20 protein-coding genes and 3 pseudogenes are annotated in these 20,624 nt (G+C 71.1%); 14 read left to right on the top strand and 9 right to left on the bottom strand.

Going from position 1 to position 20,624, the window contains the following annotated elements:
- Positions 1–514: pseudogene (locus E6P78_RS27650) on the bottom strand (regulator); the annotation flags it as partial.
- A gap of 277 nt (positions 515–791) precedes the next feature.
- On the opposite strand from E6P78_RS27650, the gene lipB reads away from it, so the two are divergent.
- The 4 genes from lipB to E6P78_RS27630 all read left to right on the top strand — a co-directional run bounded on the left by lipB (position 792) and on the right by E6P78_RS27630 (position 3,959).
- Positions 792–1,604 carry a lipoyl(octanoyl) transferase LipB gene (gene lipB / locus E6P78_RS27645; protein ID WP_136206371.1) on the top strand — a complete coding sequence of 271 codons (813 nt, stop codon included), beginning with the start codon at positions 792–794 and terminating at the stop codon, positions 1,602–1,604.
- Between the two features lie 159 nt (positions 1,605–1,763).
- Positions 1,764–2,699: a lipoyl synthase gene (lipA, locus tag E6P78_RS27640; protein ID WP_136206378.1), complete on the top strand. Its 936-nt coding sequence runs from the start codon at positions 1,764–1,766 to the stop codon at positions 2,697–2,699.
- A 323-nt stretch (positions 2,700–3,022) separates the two neighbouring features.
- A complete protein-coding gene (locus tag E6P78_RS27635; RefSeq protein ID WP_136206377.1) occupies positions 3,023–3,238 on the top strand; it encodes a hypothetical protein in 216 nt (71 codons plus the stop codon).
- Between the two features lie 10 nt (positions 3,239–3,248).
- Positions 3,249–3,959 carry a DUF4191 domain-containing protein gene (locus E6P78_RS27630; protein ID WP_136206370.1) on the top strand — a complete coding sequence of 237 codons (711 nt, stop codon included), beginning with the start codon at positions 3,249–3,251 and terminating at the stop codon, positions 3,957–3,959.
- A 172-nt stretch (positions 3,960–4,131) separates the two neighbouring features.
- Here the strand turns inward: E6P78_RS27630 and E6P78_RS27625 are convergent, their stop codons facing one another.
- Positions 4,132–4,599: an RDD family protein gene (locus E6P78_RS27625; RefSeq protein ID WP_168712718.1), complete on the bottom strand. Its 468-nt coding sequence runs from the start codon at positions 4,597–4,599 to the stop codon at positions 4,132–4,134.
- Positions 4,600–4,884: 285 nt separating this feature from the next.
- On the opposite strand from E6P78_RS27625, the gene glnA reads away from it, so the two are divergent.
- Positions 4,885–6,294, top strand: coding sequence for a type I glutamate--ammonia ligase (gene glnA, locus E6P78_RS27620; protein ID WP_136206369.1), 1,410 nt, complete (start codon positions 4,885–4,887; stop codon positions 6,292–6,294).
- Positions 6,295–6,501: 207 nt separating this feature from the next.
- Here the strand turns inward: glnA and E6P78_RS27615 are convergent, their stop codons facing one another.
- The gene (locus E6P78_RS27615) at positions 6,502–7,014 is read right to left on the bottom strand and encodes a GNAT family N-acetyltransferase (protein WP_136206368.1); all 513 of its coding nucleotides are present in this window, start codon (positions 7,012–7,014) and stop codon (positions 6,502–6,504) included.
- Between the two features lie 178 nt (positions 7,015–7,192).
- Between E6P78_RS27615 and E6P78_RS27605 the strand changes: the two are divergent.
- A pseudogene (locus E6P78_RS27605) lies at positions 7,193–7,387 on the top strand (GNAT family protein); the annotation flags it as partial.
- Positions 7,388–7,499: 112 nt separating this feature from the next.
- Here the strand turns inward: E6P78_RS27605 and E6P78_RS27600 are convergent.
- The gene (locus E6P78_RS27600) at positions 7,500–9,008 is read right to left on the bottom strand and encodes a SulP family inorganic anion transporter (RefSeq protein WP_136206367.1); all 1,509 of its coding nucleotides are present in this window, start codon (positions 9,006–9,008) and stop codon (positions 7,500–7,502) included.
- Positions 9,009–9,321: 313 nt separating this feature from the next.
- On the opposite strand from E6P78_RS27600, the gene E6P78_RS27595 reads away from it, so the two are divergent.
- Together E6P78_RS27595 and E6P78_RS27590 are read left to right on the top strand one after the other, a co-directional pair.
- The gene (locus tag E6P78_RS27595) at positions 9,322–9,696 is read left to right on the top strand and encodes a VOC family protein (protein WP_136206366.1); all 375 of its coding nucleotides are present in this window, start codon (positions 9,322–9,324) and stop codon (positions 9,694–9,696) included.
- Positions 9,697–9,762: 66 nt separating this feature from the next.
- On the top strand, positions 9,763–10,203 hold the full coding sequence (locus E6P78_RS27590; protein WP_136206365.1) for a hypothetical protein: 441 nt from the start codon (positions 9,763–9,765) through the stop codon (positions 10,201–10,203).
- Positions 10,204–10,263: 60 nt separating this feature from the next.
- Here E6P78_RS27590 and E6P78_RS27585 read toward each other — a convergent pair whose 3' ends face one another.
- The gene (locus E6P78_RS27585; RefSeq protein ID WP_136206364.1) at positions 10,264–10,557 is read right to left on the bottom strand and encodes a hypothetical protein; all 294 of its coding nucleotides are present in this window, start codon (positions 10,555–10,557) and stop codon (positions 10,264–10,266) included.
- A 140-nt stretch (positions 10,558–10,697) separates the two neighbouring features.
- On the opposite strand from E6P78_RS27585, the gene E6P78_RS27580 reads away from it, so the two are divergent.
- On the top strand, positions 10,698–11,057 hold the full coding sequence (locus tag E6P78_RS27580) for an arsenate reductase family protein (protein ID WP_136206363.1): 360 nt from the start codon (positions 10,698–10,700) through the stop codon (positions 11,055–11,057).
- A gap of 21 nt (positions 11,058–11,078) precedes the next feature.
- On the opposite strand, the gene E6P78_RS27575 is transcribed toward E6P78_RS27580, so the two are convergent.
- Positions 11,079–11,993, bottom strand: coding sequence for an alpha/beta hydrolase (locus E6P78_RS27575; RefSeq protein WP_136206362.1), 915 nt, complete (start codon positions 11,991–11,993; stop codon positions 11,079–11,081).
- A gap of 70 nt (positions 11,994–12,063) precedes the next feature.
- Here E6P78_RS27575 and E6P78_RS27570 point away from each other — a divergent pair.
- Positions 12,064–12,513 (top strand): annotated as a pseudogene (locus E6P78_RS27570) (MarR family transcriptional regulator); the annotation flags it as partial.
- A 246-nt stretch (positions 12,514–12,759) separates the two neighbouring features.
- Here the strand turns inward: E6P78_RS27570 and E6P78_RS27565 are convergent.
- Positions 12,760–13,668 carry a Gfo/Idh/MocA family oxidoreductase gene (locus tag E6P78_RS27565; RefSeq protein ID WP_136206361.1) on the bottom strand — a complete coding sequence of 303 codons (909 nt, stop codon included), beginning with the start codon at positions 13,666–13,668 and terminating at the stop codon, positions 12,760–12,762.
- Positions 13,669–13,966: 298 nt separating this feature from the next.
- On the opposite strand from E6P78_RS27565, the gene glnII reads away from it, so the two are divergent.
- Together glnII and E6P78_RS27555 are read left to right on the top strand one after the other, a co-directional pair.
- Entirely contained in the window at positions 13,967–15,001 is a 1,035-nt protein-coding gene (gene glnII, locus E6P78_RS27560; protein WP_136206360.1) for a glutamine synthetase, read from the top strand.
- 352 nt (positions 15,002–15,353) lie between these two features.
- Positions 15,354–15,962: a winged helix-turn-helix domain-containing protein gene (locus E6P78_RS27555; RefSeq protein WP_136206359.1), complete on the top strand. Its 609-nt coding sequence runs from the start codon at positions 15,354–15,356 to the stop codon at positions 15,960–15,962.
- Between the two features lie 75 nt (positions 15,963–16,037).
- Here the strand turns inward: E6P78_RS27555 and E6P78_RS27550 are convergent, their stop codons facing one another.
- Positions 16,038–18,176, bottom strand: coding sequence for an MMPL family transporter (locus tag E6P78_RS27550; protein WP_206307931.1), 2,139 nt, complete (start codon positions 18,174–18,176; stop codon positions 16,038–16,040).
- Positions 18,177–18,414: 238 nt separating this feature from the next.
- Between E6P78_RS27550 and E6P78_RS27545 the strand changes: the two genes are divergently transcribed.
- Positions 18,415–19,683 carry a sensor histidine kinase gene (locus E6P78_RS27545; protein WP_136206358.1) on the top strand — a complete coding sequence of 423 codons (1,269 nt, stop codon included), beginning with the start codon at positions 18,415–18,417 and terminating at the stop codon, positions 19,681–19,683.
- Complete coding sequence (locus E6P78_RS27540) at positions 19,668–20,315, top strand: response regulator transcription factor (RefSeq protein ID WP_136206357.1); 648 nt, start codon at positions 19,668–19,670, stop codon at positions 20,313–20,315. The genes E6P78_RS27545 and E6P78_RS27540 overlap by 16 nt, the downstream gene beginning before the upstream one ends.
- A 21-nt stretch (positions 20,316–20,336) precedes the next feature.
- Here E6P78_RS27540 and E6P78_RS27535 read toward each other — a convergent pair whose 3' ends face one another.
- Positions 20,337–20,525: a hypothetical protein gene (locus E6P78_RS27535; RefSeq protein WP_240799390.1), complete on the bottom strand. Its 189-nt coding sequence runs from the start codon at positions 20,523–20,525 to the stop codon at positions 20,337–20,339.
- Positions 20,526–20,624 lie beyond the last annotated feature (99 nt).

The raw sequence follows: 20,624 nt of genomic DNA, 5'->3' as shown, positions 1-20,624 counted from the left end.
CCGGGGCTCCGCCCGGCGCCCGGCCCGTGGCCCCGGCCCGGACCGGGGCCACGGGGCCGCCCCGGCCCACCCACTCGTCCGCCCGGCCGATCAGCCAGTCCCGACTGGGGACGACCAGGCCCGCCGGGGTGAAGGCGATCTTGCGCAGCTCGGTGTGGCTGCCTGAGTCCTTGCGCCACAGTCCGCTGACGATGTCGACCGCCTCGGCGGGCGTGGCGGCGAACTCCAGTCCGGCGTAGACCGGGGCGCAGGCGTCCAGGCCCAGGTCCTGCGCGGAGAGCCGGCGGCCGAGCCGCCGGGTGAAGACCTCGGCGATCAGCGCTGGGGTGGTGCCCCGGGGCTGCTGGCCGCGCAGCCAGCGGGTCACGGAGGTTTTGTCGTACCGCAGGTCGAGGCCGTGTTCGAGGCCGAGCTGGTCCACCCGGCGGGCGAGGCCGGCGTTGGAGAAACCGGCCTCGGTGATGAGTGAGGCGAGCCGACGGTTGGGGGTGCGCTGCGGGGGTCGTTCCGACATCAGCTGTAGGGTCTCCTGCCTTCTGGGCCGGGCGGGCAGCCCTCAGGGCCTCCTCTGACGAACGGCGCGAATTTAACTGTCGGCGGGGCGGCCTCAGCCTGCTTTGCTCCACATTCATCCGATCGTGTGAGGATTGCGGGTGGCGCTGACGGGAAAGACCTGCCGGGCCCGCACTCCGGCGCCGGTCGTACAGTGGCCCGGGCGCGATTCGTGCATGGTGACGCGGTGCCGGGGAAACCCTCCGGGCCACGGCACCGCGAGTAGAGAGGCTGCTGTCGTGACTGAGCTCCGGTTCGTCCGTCTGGGTTTCGGCGAGGACGCCGTCGACTACCAGGAGGCCTGGCAGAAGCAGCGCGAGGTGCACGCGGCACGGTTCGCGGACACCGTCCCCGACACCTGCCTGCTCCTGGAGCACCCGCCCGTCTACACGGCCGGCCGGCGCACGGACGACAGCGAGCGCCCCCTCGACGGCACCCCGGTCATCGACGTGGACCGCGGCGGCAAGATCACCTGGCACGGCCCGGGCCAGCTCGTCGGCTACCCGATCCAGAAGCTGCCCCGCCCGGTGGACGTCGTCGCGCACGTGCGCCGCTTGGAGGAGGCGCTGATCCGTACCGCCGCCGAGTTCGGCGTCGAGACCACCCGGATCGAGGGCCGCAGCGGCGTCTGGGTCCTGGGCGACCCGGTCGAGCAGCGCCCGGCCGTCGGCGGCCTCACCCTCGACTTCGACCCGCGCCTGCAGGACGACGAGTTCGACCCCCGGCTCAACGGCCCGGAGTACGCCCCGTCCAACGCCGGCCAGCGCCGCGAGGACCGCAAGCTGGCCGCGATCGGCATCCGGGTCGCCAAGGGAGTGACCATGCACGGCTTCTCGTTCAACGTGAACCCGGACAACACCTGGTTCGACCGGATCGTGCCGTGCGGCATCCGGGACGCGGGCGTCACCTCGCTCAGTTACGAACTCGGCCGCGACATCACCATCGCCGAGGTCCTCCCGGTCGTCGAGAAGCACCTGCGCGACATCCTGGAGAACGCCGAACTCGCCCCGCGCACGATCGCCCGGACCGACGGCGCCATGGCCACGGCGTGACCCACGGAACACGCCCCCGGGAATAGGACCTGCCGGCCCCAGGTTGGGCAGACGTAAAGCCGAATGAACCACGGGCGTACCCTGGTGTTCGCCGAAGAATCCAATGCAGTGAAAGCAAAGGGGAGTACCGGAGTGTCTGTCGCACCCGACGGGCGCAAGATGCTGCGCCTTGAGGTCCGGAACAGCCAGACCCCCATCGAGCGCAAGCCCGAGTGGATCAAGACCCGGGCGAAGATGGGCCCCGAGTACAACCAGCTGCAGAAACTCGTCAAGAGCGAGGGCCTGCACACGGTGTGCCAGGAGGCCGGCTGCCCCAACATCTTCGAGTGCTGGGAGGACCGCGAGGCCACGTTCCTCATCGGTGGCGACCAGTGCACCCGGCGCTGTGACTTCTGCCAGATCGACACGGGCAAGCCGCAGGCGCTGGACCGGGACGAGCCCCGCCGCGTCGGCGAGTCGGTCGTCACGATGGACCTGAACTACGCCACGATCACCGGCGTCGCCCGCGACGACCTGGAGGACGGCGGCGCCTGGCTGTACGCGGAGACCGTCCGCCAGATCCACGCGCTGACCGCGGACCGGGAGGCCGGCCGCACCAAGGTCGAGCTGCTGATCCCCGACTTCAACGCGGAGCCCGACCAGCTCGCGGAGGTCTTCTCCTCGCGCCCCGAGGTGCTGGCGCACAACGTGGAGACGGTGCCGCGGATCTTCAAGCGCATCCGCCCCGGCTTCCGCTACGAGCGCTCCCTGGAGGTCATCACCAAGGCCCGCGAGGCCGGTCTGGTGACCAAGTCCAACCTGATCCTCGGCATGGGCGAGACCCGTGAAGAGGTCAGCGAGGCGCTCCAGGACCTGTACGACGCGGGCTGCGAGCTCATCACGATCACGCAGTACCTGCGGCCGTCCGTGCGCCACCACCCGGTCGAGCGCTGGGTGAAGCCGCACGAGTTCGTGGAGCTGAAGGAGGAGGCCGACGAGATCGGCTACTCGGGCGTGATGTCCGGGCCGCTGGTCCGCTCCTCCTACCGCGCGGGCCGGCTGTTCCAGCAGGCGATGGACCGGCGCGAGGCCCAGGTCGCGGCGCCGACCGCGTAAGCACCCCGTGTGAAACCGCACACAAGCGGCTACCACTGGGTAATGACCGCTCCGACGCGGTCCGCACGCTCCCCGCAGGTCCGAGAGACCTCCGGGGCGCGGACGGACCGCGTCGGCGTGCGCGGCGCCCGTATCAAGGTTTCATTGGTGTTTGACCGACCGGTCATGCGCTGGTAACACCGAACAGTGACCCTGGATGAACGCGCAGTGCGGTGACTTCGACCGCGACCGCCTCCCCTGCGCCCCGTCTCCAGTCCGCGCAGCACATCTCGCTCACCGGGCGCCGCCCAGTGAGCGCACATCGTTTCGAGGGGACTTCCACGATGCAGGCCGCGCCGGTACGCGCCACCGTCATCCCGACCGTCACCGATGCCCTCCGCGCCGTCGAGTCGCTGCTGCTGAGCAGCGGCCAGCGCACCGCCCGCCGCAACGCCTGGACGGCCGTCCTGGAGGACCGCCGCCGGGCCAAGGACCGGGCCGAGTCGGGGTACGTACTGGAACGGGAGGCCGTGGCCGACCGCCGTTCCCGGGCCACGTAAACTTCCTTGCATGGCGAGGAAGGCAAACACCACTGAAGGCGCGGACAGCGCCGAGAACGCGGGGCGGCTCAAGCAGATCGCCCTGACCTACAAGATGACCAGGCGGACCGACTCCAAGATCGGTCTTGTGGTCGCGGGTGTGGGAATCGTCACCTTCGGTGTCATCCTCGCGATCGGTTTCCTGATCGACCACCCGATCTACCTGGGCATCCTGGGCTTCGTGCTCGCCCTCCTCGCGATGGCGATCGTCTTCGGACGGCGCGCCGAGCGCGCGGCCTTCGGGCAGATGGAGGGCCAGCCCGGCGCCGCGGCGGCGGTGCTGGACCGTGTGGGCCGCGGCTGGACGACGACGCCCGCGGTCGCGATGAACCGCAGCCAGGACGTCGTCCACCGCGCCGTGGGCAAGGCGGGCATCGTGCTGGTCGCCGAGGGCAACCCGAACCGGGTGAAGAGCCTGCTCGCGGCCGAGAAGAAGAAGATGGCCCGCATCGTGGTCGACGTACCCGTGCACGACATCATCGTCGGCAACGGCGAGGGTCAGGTGCCGCTCAAGAAGGTGCGCACCAAGATGCTGAAGATGCCGCGCGTACTGACCGGCCCCCAGGTCACGGCCGCCAACGACCGGCTGCGCGCGATGGGCGACCTCATGAGCAACATGCCCCTGCCGAAGGGGCCTCTCCCCGGACGCGGAGGCGCCGGCCGCCCGCCTCGCGGGCGCTAGTCACGGCAGAGAACGACGAGGAAGGGCTGGGACGGGCCGCCGCAGGCGCCCCGTCCCAGCCCTTCCTCGTCTCCACGCCGACGGCTCGACCCGGTACGTGCGGGACCTGCGCCTCGACCGCCGGTGACGGCCCGCCCTCTTTGCCGGTGTACGGCCGTTGCCGGCGTACGGCTCAGAGGCGGACCTGGACCGCGCGGGCCAGGCGATCGTGGAGGCCGCGGCCGTCGCGGTCCCAGACGAGGGCCGGGATCGCCAGGCACAGCAGCACGCTGCGCACGAGGACCCGCACGAACCCGAGCCGGCCGCCGTCCTCGGCGATGACCCGGATGCCCACGAGGCGCTTGCCGGGGGTGCAGCCGATGGTGCCGACGGTGAGGACGCTCAGGACGAGGAAGATGCCGAGCGCCCAGTTGCCGGCCGCCTGCTGGTCACCGCGGGCGAACAGTCCGTATGCGATCAGCAGGCACAGGGCCCAGTCGATGAAGAGGGCTCCGAAGCGCCGGCCGAGCGGGGCGATGGCCCCGGGCCCCTGCTCGGGAAGGCCGAGCCGCTTGCCCCGGTACCCGAAGTCGGCGCCCATCTCCTCGGCGGCCGCGCGCGGCCCGGAGAGCCACGATCCGATTGCTTGCCTGTTGTCCACCCGACCACGGTACTGCGCCCGGCCGCGCGTCTTCCCCGGTGGGTGCCGTCCCATTCCCCGGACGTGGCGGTGAGACGGCCGGGAAGCCCGCCGAGCCCCGGTACGCAGGCGGTCCGGGGCCCGCGCGACCGCCTGCGGCACCCGGCCCGGTTAACTTCGGTGAAACAAATGGGTCATGCTTGAGAAATCCGGTCTGCCTATGGTCGGGTCCAGCGTGTGCCACCGCACTGGTCACACAACGAGCTGCAACCCCGTCCCTCCCGGGCCGGGAGTAGGAGGAGTTGGATGTTCCAGAACGCCGACGACGCGAAGAAGTTCATCGCCGACAACGACGTCAAGTTCATCGATGTCCGGTTCTGTGACCTGCCCGGTGTCATGCAGCACGTCACCGTCCCGGCGGCGACCTTCAACCCGGCCGACGAGCTTGCGTTCGACGGCTCGTCGATCCGCGGCTTCCAGGCCATCCACGAGTCCGACATGGCGCTGCGCGCGGACCTGTCGACCGCCCGTGTCGACCCCTTCCGCCGCGACAAGACCATCAACATCAACTTCTTCATCCACGACCCGATCACCGGCGAGCAGTACAGCCGTGACCCGCGCAACGTGGCCAAGAAGGCCGAGGCGTACCTCACCTCGACCGGCATCGCCGACACCGCGTACTTCGGCCCGGAGGCCGAGTTCTACGTCTTCGACAACGTCCGCTTCCAGACGTCGGCAAACGAGAGCTTCTACCACATCGACTCCGAGGCCGGCGCCTGGAACACCGGTGCGATCGAGAACAACCGCGGTTACAAGGTCCGCTACAAGGGCGGTTACTTCCCCGTCTCGCCGGTCGACCACTTCGCCGACCTGCGCGCCGAGATGTCCCTGGAGCTGGAGAACAGCGGCCTCCAGATCGAGCGCCAGCACCACGAGGTCGGCACCGGTGGCCAGGCCGAGATCAACTACAAGTTCAACACGCTGCTCGCCGCGGCCGACGACCTGATGCTCTTCAAGTACATCGTGAAGAACGTCGCCTGGCGCAACGGCAAGACCGCGACCTTCATGCCGAAGCCGATCTTCGGCGACAACGGCTCGGGCATGCACGTCCACCAGTCCCTGTGGGCCGCCGGCGACCCGCTGTTCTACGACGAGCAGGGCTACGCGGGCCTCTCGGACATGGCGCGCTACTACATCGGCGGCATCCTGAAGCACGCCCCGTCGCTGCTGGCCTTCACCAACCCGACGGTGAACTCCTACCACCGCCTGGTCCCCGGCTTCGAGGCCCCGGTCAACATGGTGTACTCGCAGCGCAACCGTTCCGCCGCGATGCGCATCCCGATCACGGGCTCCAACCCGAAGGCCAAGCGCGTCGAGTTCCGCGCCCCGGACCCGTCGTCCAACCCGTACCTGGCCTTCTCCGCCCTCCTGATGGCCGGCCTGGACGGCATCAAGAACAAGATCGAGCCCGCCGAGCCGATCGACAAGGACCTCTACGAGCTGGCTCCCGAGGAGCACGCCAACGTCCAGCAGGTCCCGACCTCCCTCCCGGCCGTCCTGGACGCCCTGGAGGCGGACAACGAGTACCTCCAGGCCGGCGGGGTCTTCACGTCCGACCTGATCGAGACGTGGATCGACTACAAGCGCACCCACGAGATCGCCCCGATCCAGCTGCGCCCGCACCCCCACGAGTTCGAGCTGTACTTCGACCTCTAAGGGCGGGGGCCGGGACGTACCCGTACCGACGGTCGGAACCTGACGGCGTACCGGACACAGCTTCGCCAGAGCAAAGAGCCCTGCCACTCTCCGCGGAAAGTGGCAGGGCTCTTTGCTCTACTCCCGCTATGCAGCCGCGCAGGCGCCTCTTGCAGCGGGAACCGGCGGGGCCGATCACACCTGGGCCGTCGCCCGCGCATCATCGAGTCAACTCTTTCGCAGCGTCCTGACCACGACCGCGTACAGCGGGGAGTCGTCGGAGGGCCTGGCCTCGTCCCGCTTCTCGTAGCCCCATTTCTCGTACAGGGCTTGCACCCTCGGGTGGGTGGAATCGACCAGGAGCGTCACGAAGTCGACCTCGACCGATCGGATCAGCGCGTCGTGGATCTGCTGCGCCCTGCCGGTCCCCTGCCACCGGGAGACCACCATCAGCTCGGACAGGGCGCAGATCCGGCCGCGCACATCCCTGGTCCGGTCCGCCCCCTTCCACCAGCCACCCGGCTTGAACCTCGAACCGTACGCGTACTCGACCGGTCCCCAGTCCTCCCGGCCCGCGACGCAGAGCCAGCCCTCGTGCCCGGACCACAGGTCGACGTAGTACGGGAACCGCTCGCGCGAGTGGAACGGGTCGGGCTCGTCCGCGTAGACCTCGTCGTGTATGTCCAGGAGCAAGGAGCGCACGTCCTGGGCATCGGCGTGCGTATACGTCTTCAGATCCATCGGCGTGACTCCTCGATCCAGCTCACGACCTCGGGCGCCCTCGTGCCCGTGGCCTCAATGACTTGGCGCGTGGCAGCAAGGGTCCTCGTCGTGCGCAGCGACCCGGACGCCGGCAGCAGCATCTCGTACGCGCGGCGTCCTGTTCGGGTCTGTCAAACGACGTTTTACAGTCCCGCTCATGGTGTGGCTCAAGGTGCTGGCCCCCAACGTGGCCGGGATCAACGCCTACGAGCGCGCCGGGTTCCAGCACGCGGGGAAGCTGCGCGAGGCCGGGTACTGGCTCGGCCAGGTCTGCGACGAGGTGCCGATGGACGCCCTGGCGCAGGACTTCACCGGGCCTTCGGCGGTGCAGGCGCTCCTGGGTCGTGTCTGACCAGGGATCTCGGGTCGGGTCGGCTCGCGGAGCCGGAGGATCAGTGGGGCCAGGTGGACTTGGGCCTCGCGGCGGGCCGTATTTCTGGCCACTCGCGCAACCGGAGGAGCCCTCAGTGCCCGCCCGTCAGCTCCCCGCTCAGCGTCCGGTGCAGGTCGGCGCTCGGCTGGTTGAGGCCGATGATCTCGACGCTCTTGCCGCGTTGGGCGTACTTCGTTTCGATCGCGTCCAGGGCGGCGACCGATGAGGCGTCCCAGATGTGGGTGGCGGAGAGGTCGATGACGACCTTGTCCGGGTCGGTGGCGTAGGCGAAGCGGGTGACCAGGTCGTTGGACGAGGCGAAGAAGAGTTCGCCGGTGACGGAGTAGACGACCTGGCCGCCGTCCGGGTCGGTGACCGCGGTGACGTCGGCCACGTGCGCGACGCGGCGGGCGAAGATCACCATGGCGGTGACCGAGCCGACGACGACGCCGATGGCGAGGTTGGACGTGGCGACCACGATGGCGACGGTGATGACCATGACCGCCGTTTCGCCCATAGGCAGCCGGCGGAGGGTCTTCGGGGCGATGGAGTGCCAGTCGAACGTCGCGAACGAGACCATCACCATGACCGCGACCAGGGCCGCCATCGGGATGTCGGAGACGACCGGCCCGAAGGCGATGCAGAGCACCATCAGGAAGGAACCGGCGAGGAAGGTGGACAGGCGGGTGCGGGCTCCGGAGACCCGTACGTTGATCATGGTCTGGCCGATCATGGCGCAGCCGCCCATGCCCCCGAAGAAGCCGGTGACGATGTTGGCGATGCCCTGGCCGATCGACTCGCGGGTCTTGTTGGAGCGGGTGTCGGTGATGTCGTCGACCAACTGGGCGGTCATCAGGGATTCCATGAGGCCGACCAGGGCCATCGCCAGGGCGTAGGGGGCGACGGTGGTCAGGGTGTCCAGGGTGAACGGCACGTCGGGCAGGCCCGGGACCGGCAGTGAGGAGGGCAGTTCGCCCTTGTCGCCCACCCTCGGGACCGCGATGCCCGCCGCCAGGGTGATGGTGGTGAGGACGGCGATGGAGACCAGGGGGGCCGGGATCACCCGGGTGACCTTCGGGAAGAACACCATCAGCAGCAGGCCGCCGACGATCAGCGGGTACACCGCCCAGGGCACGTCGTGCATCTCGGGCACCTGCGCCATGAAGATCAGGATGGCCAGCGCGTTGACGAAGCCCACCATCACGGAACGCGGCACGAACCGCATCAGCTTGGCGACGCCGAGGGCCCCCAGCACGATCTGGAAGAGGCCGGCCAGGATCACGGCCGCGACCAGGTAGCCGAAGCCGTGCTCGCGGTTCAGCGGGGCGATCACCAGGGCGACCGCGCCCGTCGCGGCGGAGATCATCGCGCGCCGTCCGCCGACGAGCGAGATCGTGACCGCCATCGTGAAGGAGGCGAACAGGCCGATCGCGGGGTCCACCCCGGCGATGATCGAGAACGAGATCGCCTCCGGGATCAGGGCGAGCGCGACGACCAGACCGGCGAGCACCTCCGTACGCCACACCTTGGGGTCGGAGATCCAGTCGGGCTTGAGGGCGCGCAGCCGGAGCGGGAACGCGGGCGTGGTGGAGGAGGACAAGAAGGCGTACCTGTCGATCGGGGGGCGTCCACCGGGGTCCGCGGTGGCCGGGCGTGGAACCTGCACACGCGTACGCGCGCGACCTCGGGCGCCAAACAACTGTACACACCCGGCCGGCGCCCGTAGGGTCCTTGCCGTGAACACCGGACCGGCGATACGCCATGCACGGAACGGCTACCCGGTGGTGGGCTGAGCCCCCGTCGGACGTGCCTCGCCGGGCGCTCCGCATACCTGGCACGGGGACCTCCCCCCGGCTCGTACACCGTGCGTTTTCCCACTGTGCCGAGCCGAAGAGATCATGAGGTCATCAAGCGTGCCCGTTTCGTTCAACCACACCATCATCGCCTCCAAGGACCGCCACGCCTCCGCGCGGTTCTTCCGTGAACTGCTGGAGCTCGGCGAGGCTCCGTCCTGGGGGCCCTTCCTCAACGTCCAGCTCCATGACGGCGTGCTGCTCCAGTTCGCCGAGCCGCCGGTGGAGATCCAGACGCAGCATTACGCGTTCCTCGTCGACGACGAGCTGTTCGACCGGGCCTACCGGCGGCTCACCGAGGGCGGGGTCGAGCACTGGGCCGACCCGCAGATGACGCGGCCCGGTGAGACCAACACCGGGCACGGCGGGCGCGGCGTGTACTTCAAGGACCCCGCCGGGCATGCGATCGAGCTGATCACCCGCCCCTATCTGTAGGCCGGACGGCGCAGAGCCGGCCGCGGCGGGGTCGCGGGGGCGGACGGATGCGCCGAGGCTGGGGGGATGAGTGAGCAGGCGCCCCCCGGCGACCCGGTCCCGCCGCCGCCTCCCCGGCGGCGGATGTGGCCGTGGGTGCTGTTGATGATCGCCGTGCTGCTGGCCCTCGCCGCGGGCGCGGCCTGGGCGGTGCTGTCGGACGTGCTCCACTCGGAGGGCTCGCGGACCGTGCACATCCGGTACGAGGTCACGGGGACCGCCCCGGACGTGGTGCTCACGTACAGCACCTGGCGGGGTGAGGAACTGTCGACCGGGCGGCTGGCGCTGCGGTCCCTGCCGTGGGCCGGGGAGCTGGACACGAAGGGGTTCATGAGCGGTGGCTCGTTCGTCGTCAGCGTCGGCCGGGCCGGCGGCGACGTCTCCTGCGCGGTGACCGTGGACGACGGCACGCGGCGCACCGATTCGGCGTCGGGCGCGTTCGCCACGGCCACGTGTAACGGGTACTGAGGGAGGGCATGGGTGCGCCCCCGGGAGGCCGGCCTCCCGGGGGCGCGATCGCCGGAGGGGTCAGCGGCCGTAGCGGATGAGGGCGCGGACCATGCGGCAGGTCGTGTCGGACGGCGGGTGGATGCCGAGGCGTTCGGCGGTCGTGCGTATCCGGGCGTTGTTCGCGCTCGACGGGAGGTAGACGCCGGTGTCGAGCAGGGCGATGGCCAGGCGCATCGCCTTAAGGCGGCGGTTGTGCGAGACGTACCACTCGCGGGGGCGGCCGGCGGGGAGCGGCTTCTTCTTCAGCGGCTTGAGCGGGGGCTGAAGCGGGGACTTGGGGAGCGGCTTGGTCGTGACTGCGGCAACGGCCATGGGCAACCTCCTGGCGCGGTGGCGGAACTCGTCGGAACCCTCACGAACTACCCCCATTTTACTGCCCGGCACTGACAATCGCCCCTGGCCAGAGGGGCTTTCGCGCATCTTTTGAGAGTCCGTCCCGTACCTTTGGCCCCATGGAGATCTGGATCAATCCCGCCTGTTCCAAGTGCCGCAGCGCGGTGCGGTTGCTCGACGCGGAGGGGGCCGACTACACGGTTCGCCGCTACCTGGAGGACGTGCCGTCGCCGGAGGAGATCCGGGCGGTGCTCGACCGGCTCGGGCTGGAGCCGTGGGACATCACGCGGACGCAGGAGGCGGACGCGAAGGAGCTGGGCCTCAAGGACTGGCCGCGCGGGGCGGAGGACCGGGAGCGGTGGATCACCGCCCTCGCCGAGCACCCGAAGCTGATCCAGCGGCCCATCATCACGGCGGAGGACGGCACCGCCGTGGTCGCCCGCACCGACGAGGCGGTCCGGGACGCGATGGGGCGCTGAGCGTCTGGGGCCGGACAGGCCCTAGATGTATTGCCCTGTGAGGAAGTCGCTGACTCTGCGGTTGAGTTCGGGGGCCGTTGCCGCGTGCAGCGGCAGTGTGTGGTGAGTGGCGGTCGGCAGGATCGCCGTCTGTGCGCGCGGCAGCAGGCGGTGCGCGGTGGCCGCCACCCGGGACGCGTGCTGGGCCCGGCTCCCACCGGCGAGGAGGACCAGCGTCGGTACGGCGAGCGCGTCCAGGGCCTCGGGTGACGGGCGGGGGCCGGTGACCGGGCGGGCCGAGGGGAAATCCGCCGCCGCCTCGCGCAGCCGCAGCCAGGCCGGGTCGACCGGGGCGCCGCCCGTCTCCCACTCCAGGAAGGCGCGCGTCCGGGCGGCGTTCGGGCGCAGCAGCATCGGCAGCGCGTGCAGCAGGTAGCCGGGCCGGAAACCGGCGAAGCAACCGGTCGGGTCGAGGAGGACCAGCTTCCGGAGCCGGTGGGGCGCGCGCAGGGCGTAGTGCAGGGCGATCCAGCCGCCGTACGAGTGGCCGCACAGCGCGGTGGAATCCGCGCCCAGGCCGTCCAGCAGCGCGTCGCGCCAGCCGCACAGATCGTCCACGCTGCGGATCGGCCGCTCCCCCACCGTGCTGCGTCCCGGCTCGCCCACGAGGTCGACCGCGTGGACCCGGTGGGTGCGGCCCAGCTCCGCGGCCTGGGCGTACCAGACGGTGGACATCGCACCGCCGCCCGGCAGCAGCACGAGGGGCGGGGCGTCCTCGGGGCCGTAGCTGTTGACGTGGGTGGTGCCGTACGGGGTGGGGACGGCCGTCGGCGTGGTGCCGGCCGGCCACTTGGCCGCGACGACCTCGTCGTAGGCGGCGAGGAAGGGCTCGCCGGCGGTCGCGGGCGGGGGCGGGGGCGGGGGCGGGGGCGTGGGCGGGGGCGGGGTGGACGTCATGGGTACTCCCTGGGCTCCGTACACCTGGATATTATCTCGCTCAGCGAGGTAATAGAGCGAGGAGCCGGAGATGAGCGAGCAGGGCCCCGAGTTGGAGATCGTCCATCTGCTGCGCAAGGTCACGATGGAATTCGGGCTGCGCCAGGCCGAGTTCGCGGCCCGGCACGGCATGCATCCGACCGACGTACGGGCCCTGGTGTGCCTGCTCGACGCGGAGCGGAGCGGCACCGAGGCCACCGCCGGCCGGCTCGGCGCGGAGCTCGGGCTCAACTCGGCGGGGACCACCTCGCTCATCGACCGGCTGGAGCGGCTGGGCCATCTGACGCGTACCCGCGACCCCCGGGACCGGCGACGGGTTCTGCTGGCCGTGACGCCGAGCGCGGTGGAGCTGGGGTGGGCGGCATTCGGGCCGGTGATCGGGAGTGCGGTCGCGCTGCTGCGGGACTACGACGAGCGCGAAGTCGCCGCCGTACGGCGGTTTCTGGGCGGATTCCTCACAGCGGTCTCGGAGCCGGACGGCGGGGGGCCGGGCGGCGCGGGACCGGGCAGCGCGGGACCGGGCAGCGCGGGACCGGGCAGCGCGGGACCAGGCACCACGAAGCCAGGCAGCGCGGGACCGGGCGGCACGGGACCGGGCAGCACGGGACCAGGTAGCGCGAAGCCAGGCAGCGCGGGACCGGGCGGCACGGGACCGGGCAGCACGGGACCGGGCAGCACGGGACCAGGCAGCGCGAAGCCGGGGTGAGCCGGTCCCGGCGCCCCGGGGTCAGCTGCTCGCCTGTGCCTCCGCCTCGGCCAGCAGTTCGGTCAGGCGGAGGCCGAAGCGTACGTCGCAGGGGTGGGCCTCACCCGTGCGCACCGATGCGATCAGCGCGTCCACCGCCGCCGCGAACGCGTCCACCGGTCCTTCCCACCGCGGCAGTTCGGCGATCCCGTGCTCGCCCCTGAGCACGACCTCCACCCCGGCCGCCGCCACCGGGGCGCCCAGGGCCAGGGTCACCGTGCTGGAGGCTCCCGTGGTGTGGCGCAGGACGAGGTGGTGGACGTCGGAGGGGCCGCGGGCGGCGGTCAGTTCGGTGACGTCGCCCAGGACCGGGATCAGGACCGAGAGGGCGTGCGGGCCGACGTCCCAGAGGCCGCCCCGCTCGCGGCGCCAGGGGGAGGCGGCGTACTCGTTGTCCGCGCCGGGGGCCCACAGCGCGCCGATCCAGTCCGCGCGGGCGGTGAACCAGTCACCCACCGCCCCCTGCTCGGCGATCCAGGCAGAGGTCTGCGGTGCGAAGCGCAACGTGCAGAAGACGACGGAGGCGACCCGGGCCTGCTCGGCGGCCTCGGCCACTTCACGGGCTCCGGCGACCGTGGTGGCGACCGGCTTGTCCATGATCAGGTGGCAGCCGGCCGCGGCGGCGCGGGCGGCCAGCGGGGCCTGTACGTCCGGCGGCAGCGCGAACGCGATGGCGTCGCTCGTGGCGAACAGCTCATCGAGCCCGGTGTCACCGGAGTAGGCCGGGGCGCCGTACGCGGCGGCCAGTTCCACGGCGGCCTCGGCGCGGCGGCCCCACACTCCGCTGAGCACGGCGCCGGGGTGGGCGGCGAGGGCGGGGGCGTGGGTGTTGCGGGCCCAGGGGCCGGTGCCGGCCAGGCCGATGCGCAGGGGGGTCTCGGGTGTCGTCATGGCTCCAGTGTGCCCGGTGCGGTCCGGGCGCCGCCGCCCCCGGTGCGCCCGCGTGCCGGTGGCTGCCGGCCCGGACCGCCGGGCAATGCGGTGGCGGGGCGCGTACGGCCCTACGGGTGCCTCCGCCCAGCAGCCGCAAGCACCCAGCAAGCACCCAGTCCCGCTCCCCTCCCTCAATTGCCGGGCGGTTTCTTCCGAAACCCCGGTAACACCGGGTTCACGCGAGGGCAACGGACGGGAAATCGCGCCTTGCGAAGCTGCGTCGCATAGACCGCAGAACCCGCAAAGGATGGCTTCCGTGACGTTCAAGGCCGAGTACATCTGGATCGACGGCACCGAGCCGACCGCCAAGCTCCGTTCCAAGACCAAGATCATGCCCGGCTCTCCGTCGTCCGACGTGACCGGGCTGCCGATCTGGGGCTTCGACGGGTCGAGCACCAGCCAGGCCGAGGGCCGCGCCTCGGACCTGGTGCTGAAGCCGGTCTTCACCTGTCCGGACCCGATCCGCGGCGGCGGCGACATCCTGGTGCTGTGCGAGGTCTTCGACATCGACATGACCCCGCACGCCTCCAACACCCGGGCGCGGCTGCGCCCGGTCGCCGAGCGGTTCGCCGGGCAGGAGGCGATCTTCGGCATCGAGCAGGAGTACACGTTCTTCGACGGCCACCGGCCGCTCGGCTTCCCCGAGGGCGGCTTCCCGGCCGCACAGGGCGGCTACTACTGCGGTGTCGGCGCGGACGAGATCTTCGGCCGCGACATCGTGGAGAAGCACCTCGACAACTGCCTGAAGGCGGGGCTGGGCATCTCCGGCATCAACGCCGAGGTGATGCCCGGCCAGTGGGAGTTCCAGGTGGGTCCGCTGTCGCCGCTGGAGGTCTCCGACCAGCTGTGGATCGCCCGCTGGCTGCTCTACCGCACCGCCGAGGACTTCGACGTCTCAGCGACCCTCGACCCGAAGCCGGTCAAGGGCGACTGGAACGGCGCGGGCGCGCACACCAACTTCTCCACCAGGGCGATGCGCGAGGGCTACGACGCGATCATCACCGCGTGCGAGTCGCTGGGCGAGGGTTCGAAGCCGATGGACCACGTCAAGAACTACGGCGCGGGCATCGACGACCGGCTGACCGGTCTGTACGAGACCGCCCCGTGGAACGAGTACAGCTACGGCGTCTCCGACCGCGGCGCCTCGGTCCGCATCCCGTGGCAGGTCGAGCAGGACCGCAAGGGCTACATCGAGGACCGCCGCCCGAACGCCAACGTCGACCCGTACGTCGTCACGCGGCTGATCGTGGACACCTGCTGCACGGCGCTGGAGAAGGCCGGCCAGGTCTGACCCCACCCCCGAGCGGGTCACCGGGCTGATGACGCGGTGGGCCCGCCAGGAGCCCGGGTGGGGCGCGGGGCCCGCCGTAACGCAAAGGGTCCGTATCGACGGGTGAGAGAGGCCTGCTCCCGCGTGCCGTTCTCTGGTTCAATGGGGGCATGGCCGGTTTCCCGCACACCTCGACAGGTCGCAGCGACCTCGAGCCGTTCTGGCCCTCCCGTCAGCACCACGACTTCGACCGGGTGTGTTGCCGCGCGCTGAACGCGCCGGCCCTTTAAAGCCGCTCACCCGGCCTCCGGTCCGCGCGCACGCAGCAAGTCCGTCCACAGACGACTCCTTCGCGCGAAAGAGCTGACCCCTCATGGCGAACACCCGTTCCTTCTCCGCCGCAGCCGCTGCCACCGCAGCGCCGACGGTGGCCGCTGCGACCGCCTCCGCCCGTACCCAGTCCCCCAACCGGCACCGGCTGCGCGCCGTCGCCCCCGACGAGGTCGTCCAGCAGGCCGACGTGTCCGCGTTCCTGACGCCGGGTGCGACCTGGCTGCCGGCGCCTCAGCACACCCTGCCCGCCCTGCCGGGCCGGCCGCCGATGGTCGGTTACCTGGTGCTCGTGCCCGCCGACCAGCAGCCGGCCTTCGCGGCCGCCGCCGCCCAGTACGCGGCGCCAAAACCGCCGGTGGACGCGGCGGACGGGCCGGTGAGCATCGACCCCGTCCAGCGCTCCGCCTCGGTGAACGGGCAGCTGCTCGACCTCACCTACCTGGAGTTCGAACTCCTCGCCCACCTGGTTGCGCACCCCCAGCGGGTGCACACCCGCGACCAGTTGGTGACCACGGTCTGGGGCTACGGGCACGTGGGCGACGGGCGCACCGTCGACGTCCACATCGCCCGGCTGCGCCGCAAACTCGGCGCCGAGCACCGCCGCTCGATCCAGACGGTGCGGCGGGTGGGGTACAAGTACGCCCCCTGAGCCGATGGTGAGAACGGCGGGCCCCGGCCCCGGTGTGCGCACACCGGGGCCGGGGCCCGCCTCGTCCGTTCCCGGTCAGCCGCGCACCCCCGGGCCCACCGGCGCCGCGACACCGGCCGGCTCCGGCTCCGGTTCGCTGTGGTCCAGGCTCGGCAGCCGTCCGAGGCCGCGCGGGGTGCGCCAGTTGCGCTCGCCCAGCAGCGCCATCACGGAGGGCAGCAGGACCATCCGTACGATCGTGGCGTCCAGCAGCACCGCGACGGCCAGGCCGACGCCCATCTGCTGCATGTCCTGCATCGAGAGCGTCGCGAAGACCGAGAACACCGCCACCATGATCACGGCCGCGCCGGTCACCGCGCCGGCCGTGCGCCGGATGCCCTCGTCGATCGCGGCCCGGGTGGAGAGCCCGCGGCCGTGGGCCTCGCGGATGCGGGAGACCACGAAGACGTGGTAGTCCATCGACAGCCCGAACAGGACGACGAGGACGAACAGCGGCATCCAGGACTCGACCGCGCCGACACCTTCCGAGCCGATCAGACCGGCGCCCCAGCCGTGCTGGAAGACGGCGGTCATCACCCCGTACGCGGCGGCCACCGAGAGCAGGTTGAGCAGGATGGAGGTCACGGCGATCACGTAGCTGCGGAAGCAGAACAGCATCAGCAGGAACGTCACCGCGGTGATGAAGAGGAAGACGGGCGCGATGCCGCGCCTCAGCTGGTCGTTGAAGTCGACGGACCCGGCCACCTCGCCGGTGACGTAGGCCCGTGCGCCGGTGGAGTCGAAGGCGGCCGGCAGCCGCTCGTCGCGCAGTTCGGCGAGGCCGTCCTTCCCGCCGGGCAGCGGGACCTCGATCTCCGCGACGTTCTGCGCCCGGTGCACGGTGACGTGGTCGAAGCCGGCGAGGGCCTTGCGGACGCCGGGTGCCGTGATGTCGTCCGCCTCGACGACGACCTGGGCCGGGGCGGAGCCGCCGGGGAAGGTCTCGCTGATGTGGCGGTAGGCGACGGACAGCGCCGAGTCGGAGCCGAACTGCTTCTCCAGGCCGAGGGACTCGGTCTTCATGCCGATGGCGGGCACGGCGAGCGCCAGCAGGACGGCGACGGAGGCGGCGGCGAAGAACTTCGGGCTCCGCAGGACGGGCCTCAGCAGCCGGCCGGCGATCCGGCCGCTCTGCTTGCTGCCCCGCTTGCCGCGCCGGTTCAGCAGCGGCACCTTGCCCGCCTCGATCCGGTCGCCCAGCCAGGACAGCAGGGCGGGCAGCACCGTCACCGAGCCCAGCATGGCGATGAGGACGACGATGATCGTGGCGAGGGCGAAGCCCTTGAAGAGCATCAGTCCGGACAGGAACATGCCGGCCATCGCGACCATCACGGTGAGCCCGGAGACGAGCACGGCCCGGCCGCTGGTGGCGGCGGCGATCCGCAGGGCCGTCTCGGCGTCGCGCCCGGCGGCCCGCTCGTCGCGTTCGCGCCGCAGGTAGAACAGGCAGTAGTCGACGCCGACGGCGAAGCCCATCAGGAACATCACGGAGTACGTGGTCTGGGAGAGGTGCAGCTGGTGGCTGGCCAGCGAGAGCAGTCCGAAGGCCGCCAGGCACGCGGTGAGGGCCAGCCCCACGGGCAGCAGGGCCGCGACGACGGCGCCGAAGGCGACCACCAGGATGCCCAGGGCCAGGGGTATGGCGGTGAACTCGGCCTTCTTGAAGTCGTCGGAGAGCAGATCGCCGAGCCACTTGCCGGCGCTGGCGTCGCCGAACTGGTGGACGGTGACGTCCGGCCGTTTCTCCTCCACCCCGGCGACGGCGTCCAGCACGGGCTGCACCCGGTCGGCGGCGGTGTCCGGATCGCCCTTCATCTCGAAGGTGATCAGCGCGTCCTTGCGGTCCTCGGAGGGGACCGGGTCCGCCAGGCCCGTGACCTCGCCGGTCTTGTCGATGGCGGCGGTCAGCTCCCGCGCGGCGGTCCGCCAGCCGTCCGGCTCGGCCGCCGACACCATGACGAGTTCGCCGGCCCGGTGGCTGAGGCCCGCGTCGGACAGGATCTGTTCGGCGCGAGCCGAGTCGCCCGCGCCGTTCTCCGTGTCGGTCATCTCAACCATGCCCGAAGCGCCGCCGATACCCGCGGCGAGTACGACGAAGAGCAGCCAGCCGAGAATGGCCGTCTTGCGGTGGTGTGCGCTCCACACACCGATACGTGCCGCGAGGTTACGCCTCATGGCGTGTTCGCCCCCTGTTGTGGATGTCCGACGATGCCCCTCGAATCTAGGGAGGCGCCGACCGCCGCCCCAGCCGCTGAAGCCCCCGCTCCGCAGGACGTAGGGCGAGGTCACAGGGGTGGTGCCAGGTACACCCCCGCCGGGTGGGGAACCGGCTGACGCCCGCGGGGCGCGGCGGGCCAGACTGTGTGCGAGACGGGGCCGGCACGACGGCCCGGCGAGGGGAAGAAGGACCGCGATGGACACGAAACGGGGACGGATCGGGTCGGCGCTGCTGGCCGCGTGGCGCGGGCTGGTGGTGTCCTTCGCCGCCATCGTGGGTTCGGTCACGCTCTTCGTGCTGGCGCTGGTCTCCGTGGTCTTGATCCCGCTGGGCATCGGCCTGGTCACCACGCCGTACATCCTGGAGGCGGTCCGCAAGCACGCCAACCAGCGCCGGCTGCTGGCCATCACCTGGTCCGACGTGCGCATCCCGGTCCCGTACCGGCCGCTTCCGAAGGATCTGCGCGGCGGCTTCATCGGGCAGGTGGAGCGGACCACGCTGATGCTGAAGGACCCGGCGACCTGGCGGGACATGCGGTGGATGCTGGTCGACATGACGGCCGGGTATGTGGTGTCCGTGCTGGCTGCGGCGCTGCTGGTCTTCCCGGTGGAGGGGCTCGTCCTGGCGGCGGGTCTGTGGCGGGTCTACACGGACGACCGGTACTGGTACGCGTTCGTCCCGGTCGACAGCCAGGCGACGGGCCTGCTGGCCGCCGCACTCGGCGTGATGATCTTCGCGGTCGGGTTGGTGCTGAGCGAGCGGCTGCTGCGGGCGCACTTCGTGCTCGCCCGGTCGGTTCTCGCCCCCACCCAGGAACAGGAACTGGCCCTGCGCGTCGCGCGGTTGACCGAGACCCGGCACGAGGCGGTCGACACGGCCGCGTCGGAGCTGCGGCGCATCGAGCGCGACCTGCACGACGGGGCGCAGGCCCGGCTCGTCGCCATGGGCATGAACCTGGGCACCGTCGAGGCGCTCATCGAGAAGGACCCGGCGCAGGCGAAGAAGCTCCTGTCGATGGCCCGCGAGTCCTCGGCCGAGGCGCTGACCGAGCTGCGTGACCTGGTCCGGGGCATCCACCCCCCGGTCCTCGCCGAGCGCGGGCTCGGGGACGCGGTGAAGGCCCTGGCCCTGCGGCTGCCCATCCCGTGCGAGGTGGACGTGGAGCTGAACGGCCGCGCCGAGGCCCCGGTCGAGTCGGCGGCGTACTTCGCGATCAGCGAGGCCCTGACGAACGCGGCGAAGCACTCGGGCGCCGAGCGGATCTGGGTGGACCTGCACCACAGCGAGGGGGCGCTCAGGTTCTCGGTCACGGACAACGGGAAGGGCGGCGCGTCGGTCGGCGCGGGCTCGGGCCTGAGCGGAATCGAACGCCGACTCGGTACATTCGACGGCATCATGGCCGTCAGCAGCCCCGCGGGCGGTCCCACCATGGTGACCATGGAGATCCCTTGCGAGTTGTCCTAGCCGAAGATCTCTTCCTGCTGCGCGACGGCCTGGTCCGCATGCTGGAGGCGTACGACTTCGAGATCGCGGCCGCCGTCGAGACCGGGCCCGAACTGACCAGAGCCTTCGCCGAGTTGGAGCCGGACGTCGCCGTTGTCGACGTCCGGCTCCCGCCGTCCCACACGGACGAGGGGCTGCAGTGCGCGCTGGCGGCCCGGCGCGCGAGACCCGGCCTGCCGGTCCTCGTACTCTCCCAGCACGTGGAGCAGTTGTACGCGCGCGAGCTGCTGGCGGACGGCAACGGCGGGATCGGCTACCTGCTCAAGGACCGGGTCTTCGACGCGGACCAGTTCATCGACGCGGTACGCCGGGTGGCGGCGGGCGGTACGGCGATGGACCCGCAGGTCATCTCGCAGCTGCTGACGCGGCGTTCGCAGGACAAGCCGATGGGCGGCCTGACGCCGCGCGAGCGGGAGGTCATGGAGCTGATGGCCCAGGGCCGGTCGAATGCGGCGATCGCCTCACAGATGGTGATCACGGAGCGGGCGGTGGCCAAGCACACCTCGAACATCTTCGGGAAGCTCGGCCTGCCGCCGTCCGACGACGACAACCGCCGCGTTCTGGCCGTACTGGCGTATCTGGACCAGGGCTGAGGCCTGTCCGCCGGACAGGCCTCAGGACCTCGCGCGGCTGCCGGCCAGGTGCAGGGTGGTGGCCCCCAGGTGCGGCTTCGCCCGGGACTCCAGCACCTTGACGCGGACCGCCGATGCGGTGACGGCCTCGGGGAGCGGCAGGATGCGTTCGTGGCCGATGGTGGTGCCTTCGGCGATCCGCTGCCAGACCCCGCCCGTCTTGGCCTCCACGGCGAGGCGCGAAGGGCTTCTCGTCCTCCGTGCCGGAGCCCCATTCGCGGCCGGTGAAGGTGTTCATTCCGAAGTGCGTGAAGGCGGTGGCCTCCCGCT

Origin of the sequence: Streptomyces sp. A0958 (genome assembly GCF_004795035.1) — a bacterium.
Taxonomy (GTDB): domain Bacteria; phylum Actinomycetota; class Actinomycetes; order Streptomycetales; family Streptomycetaceae; genus Streptomyces.
The sequence above is the reverse complement of the archived record's forward strand: the minus strand, read 5'-3'. Positions and strand labels throughout refer to the sequence as shown.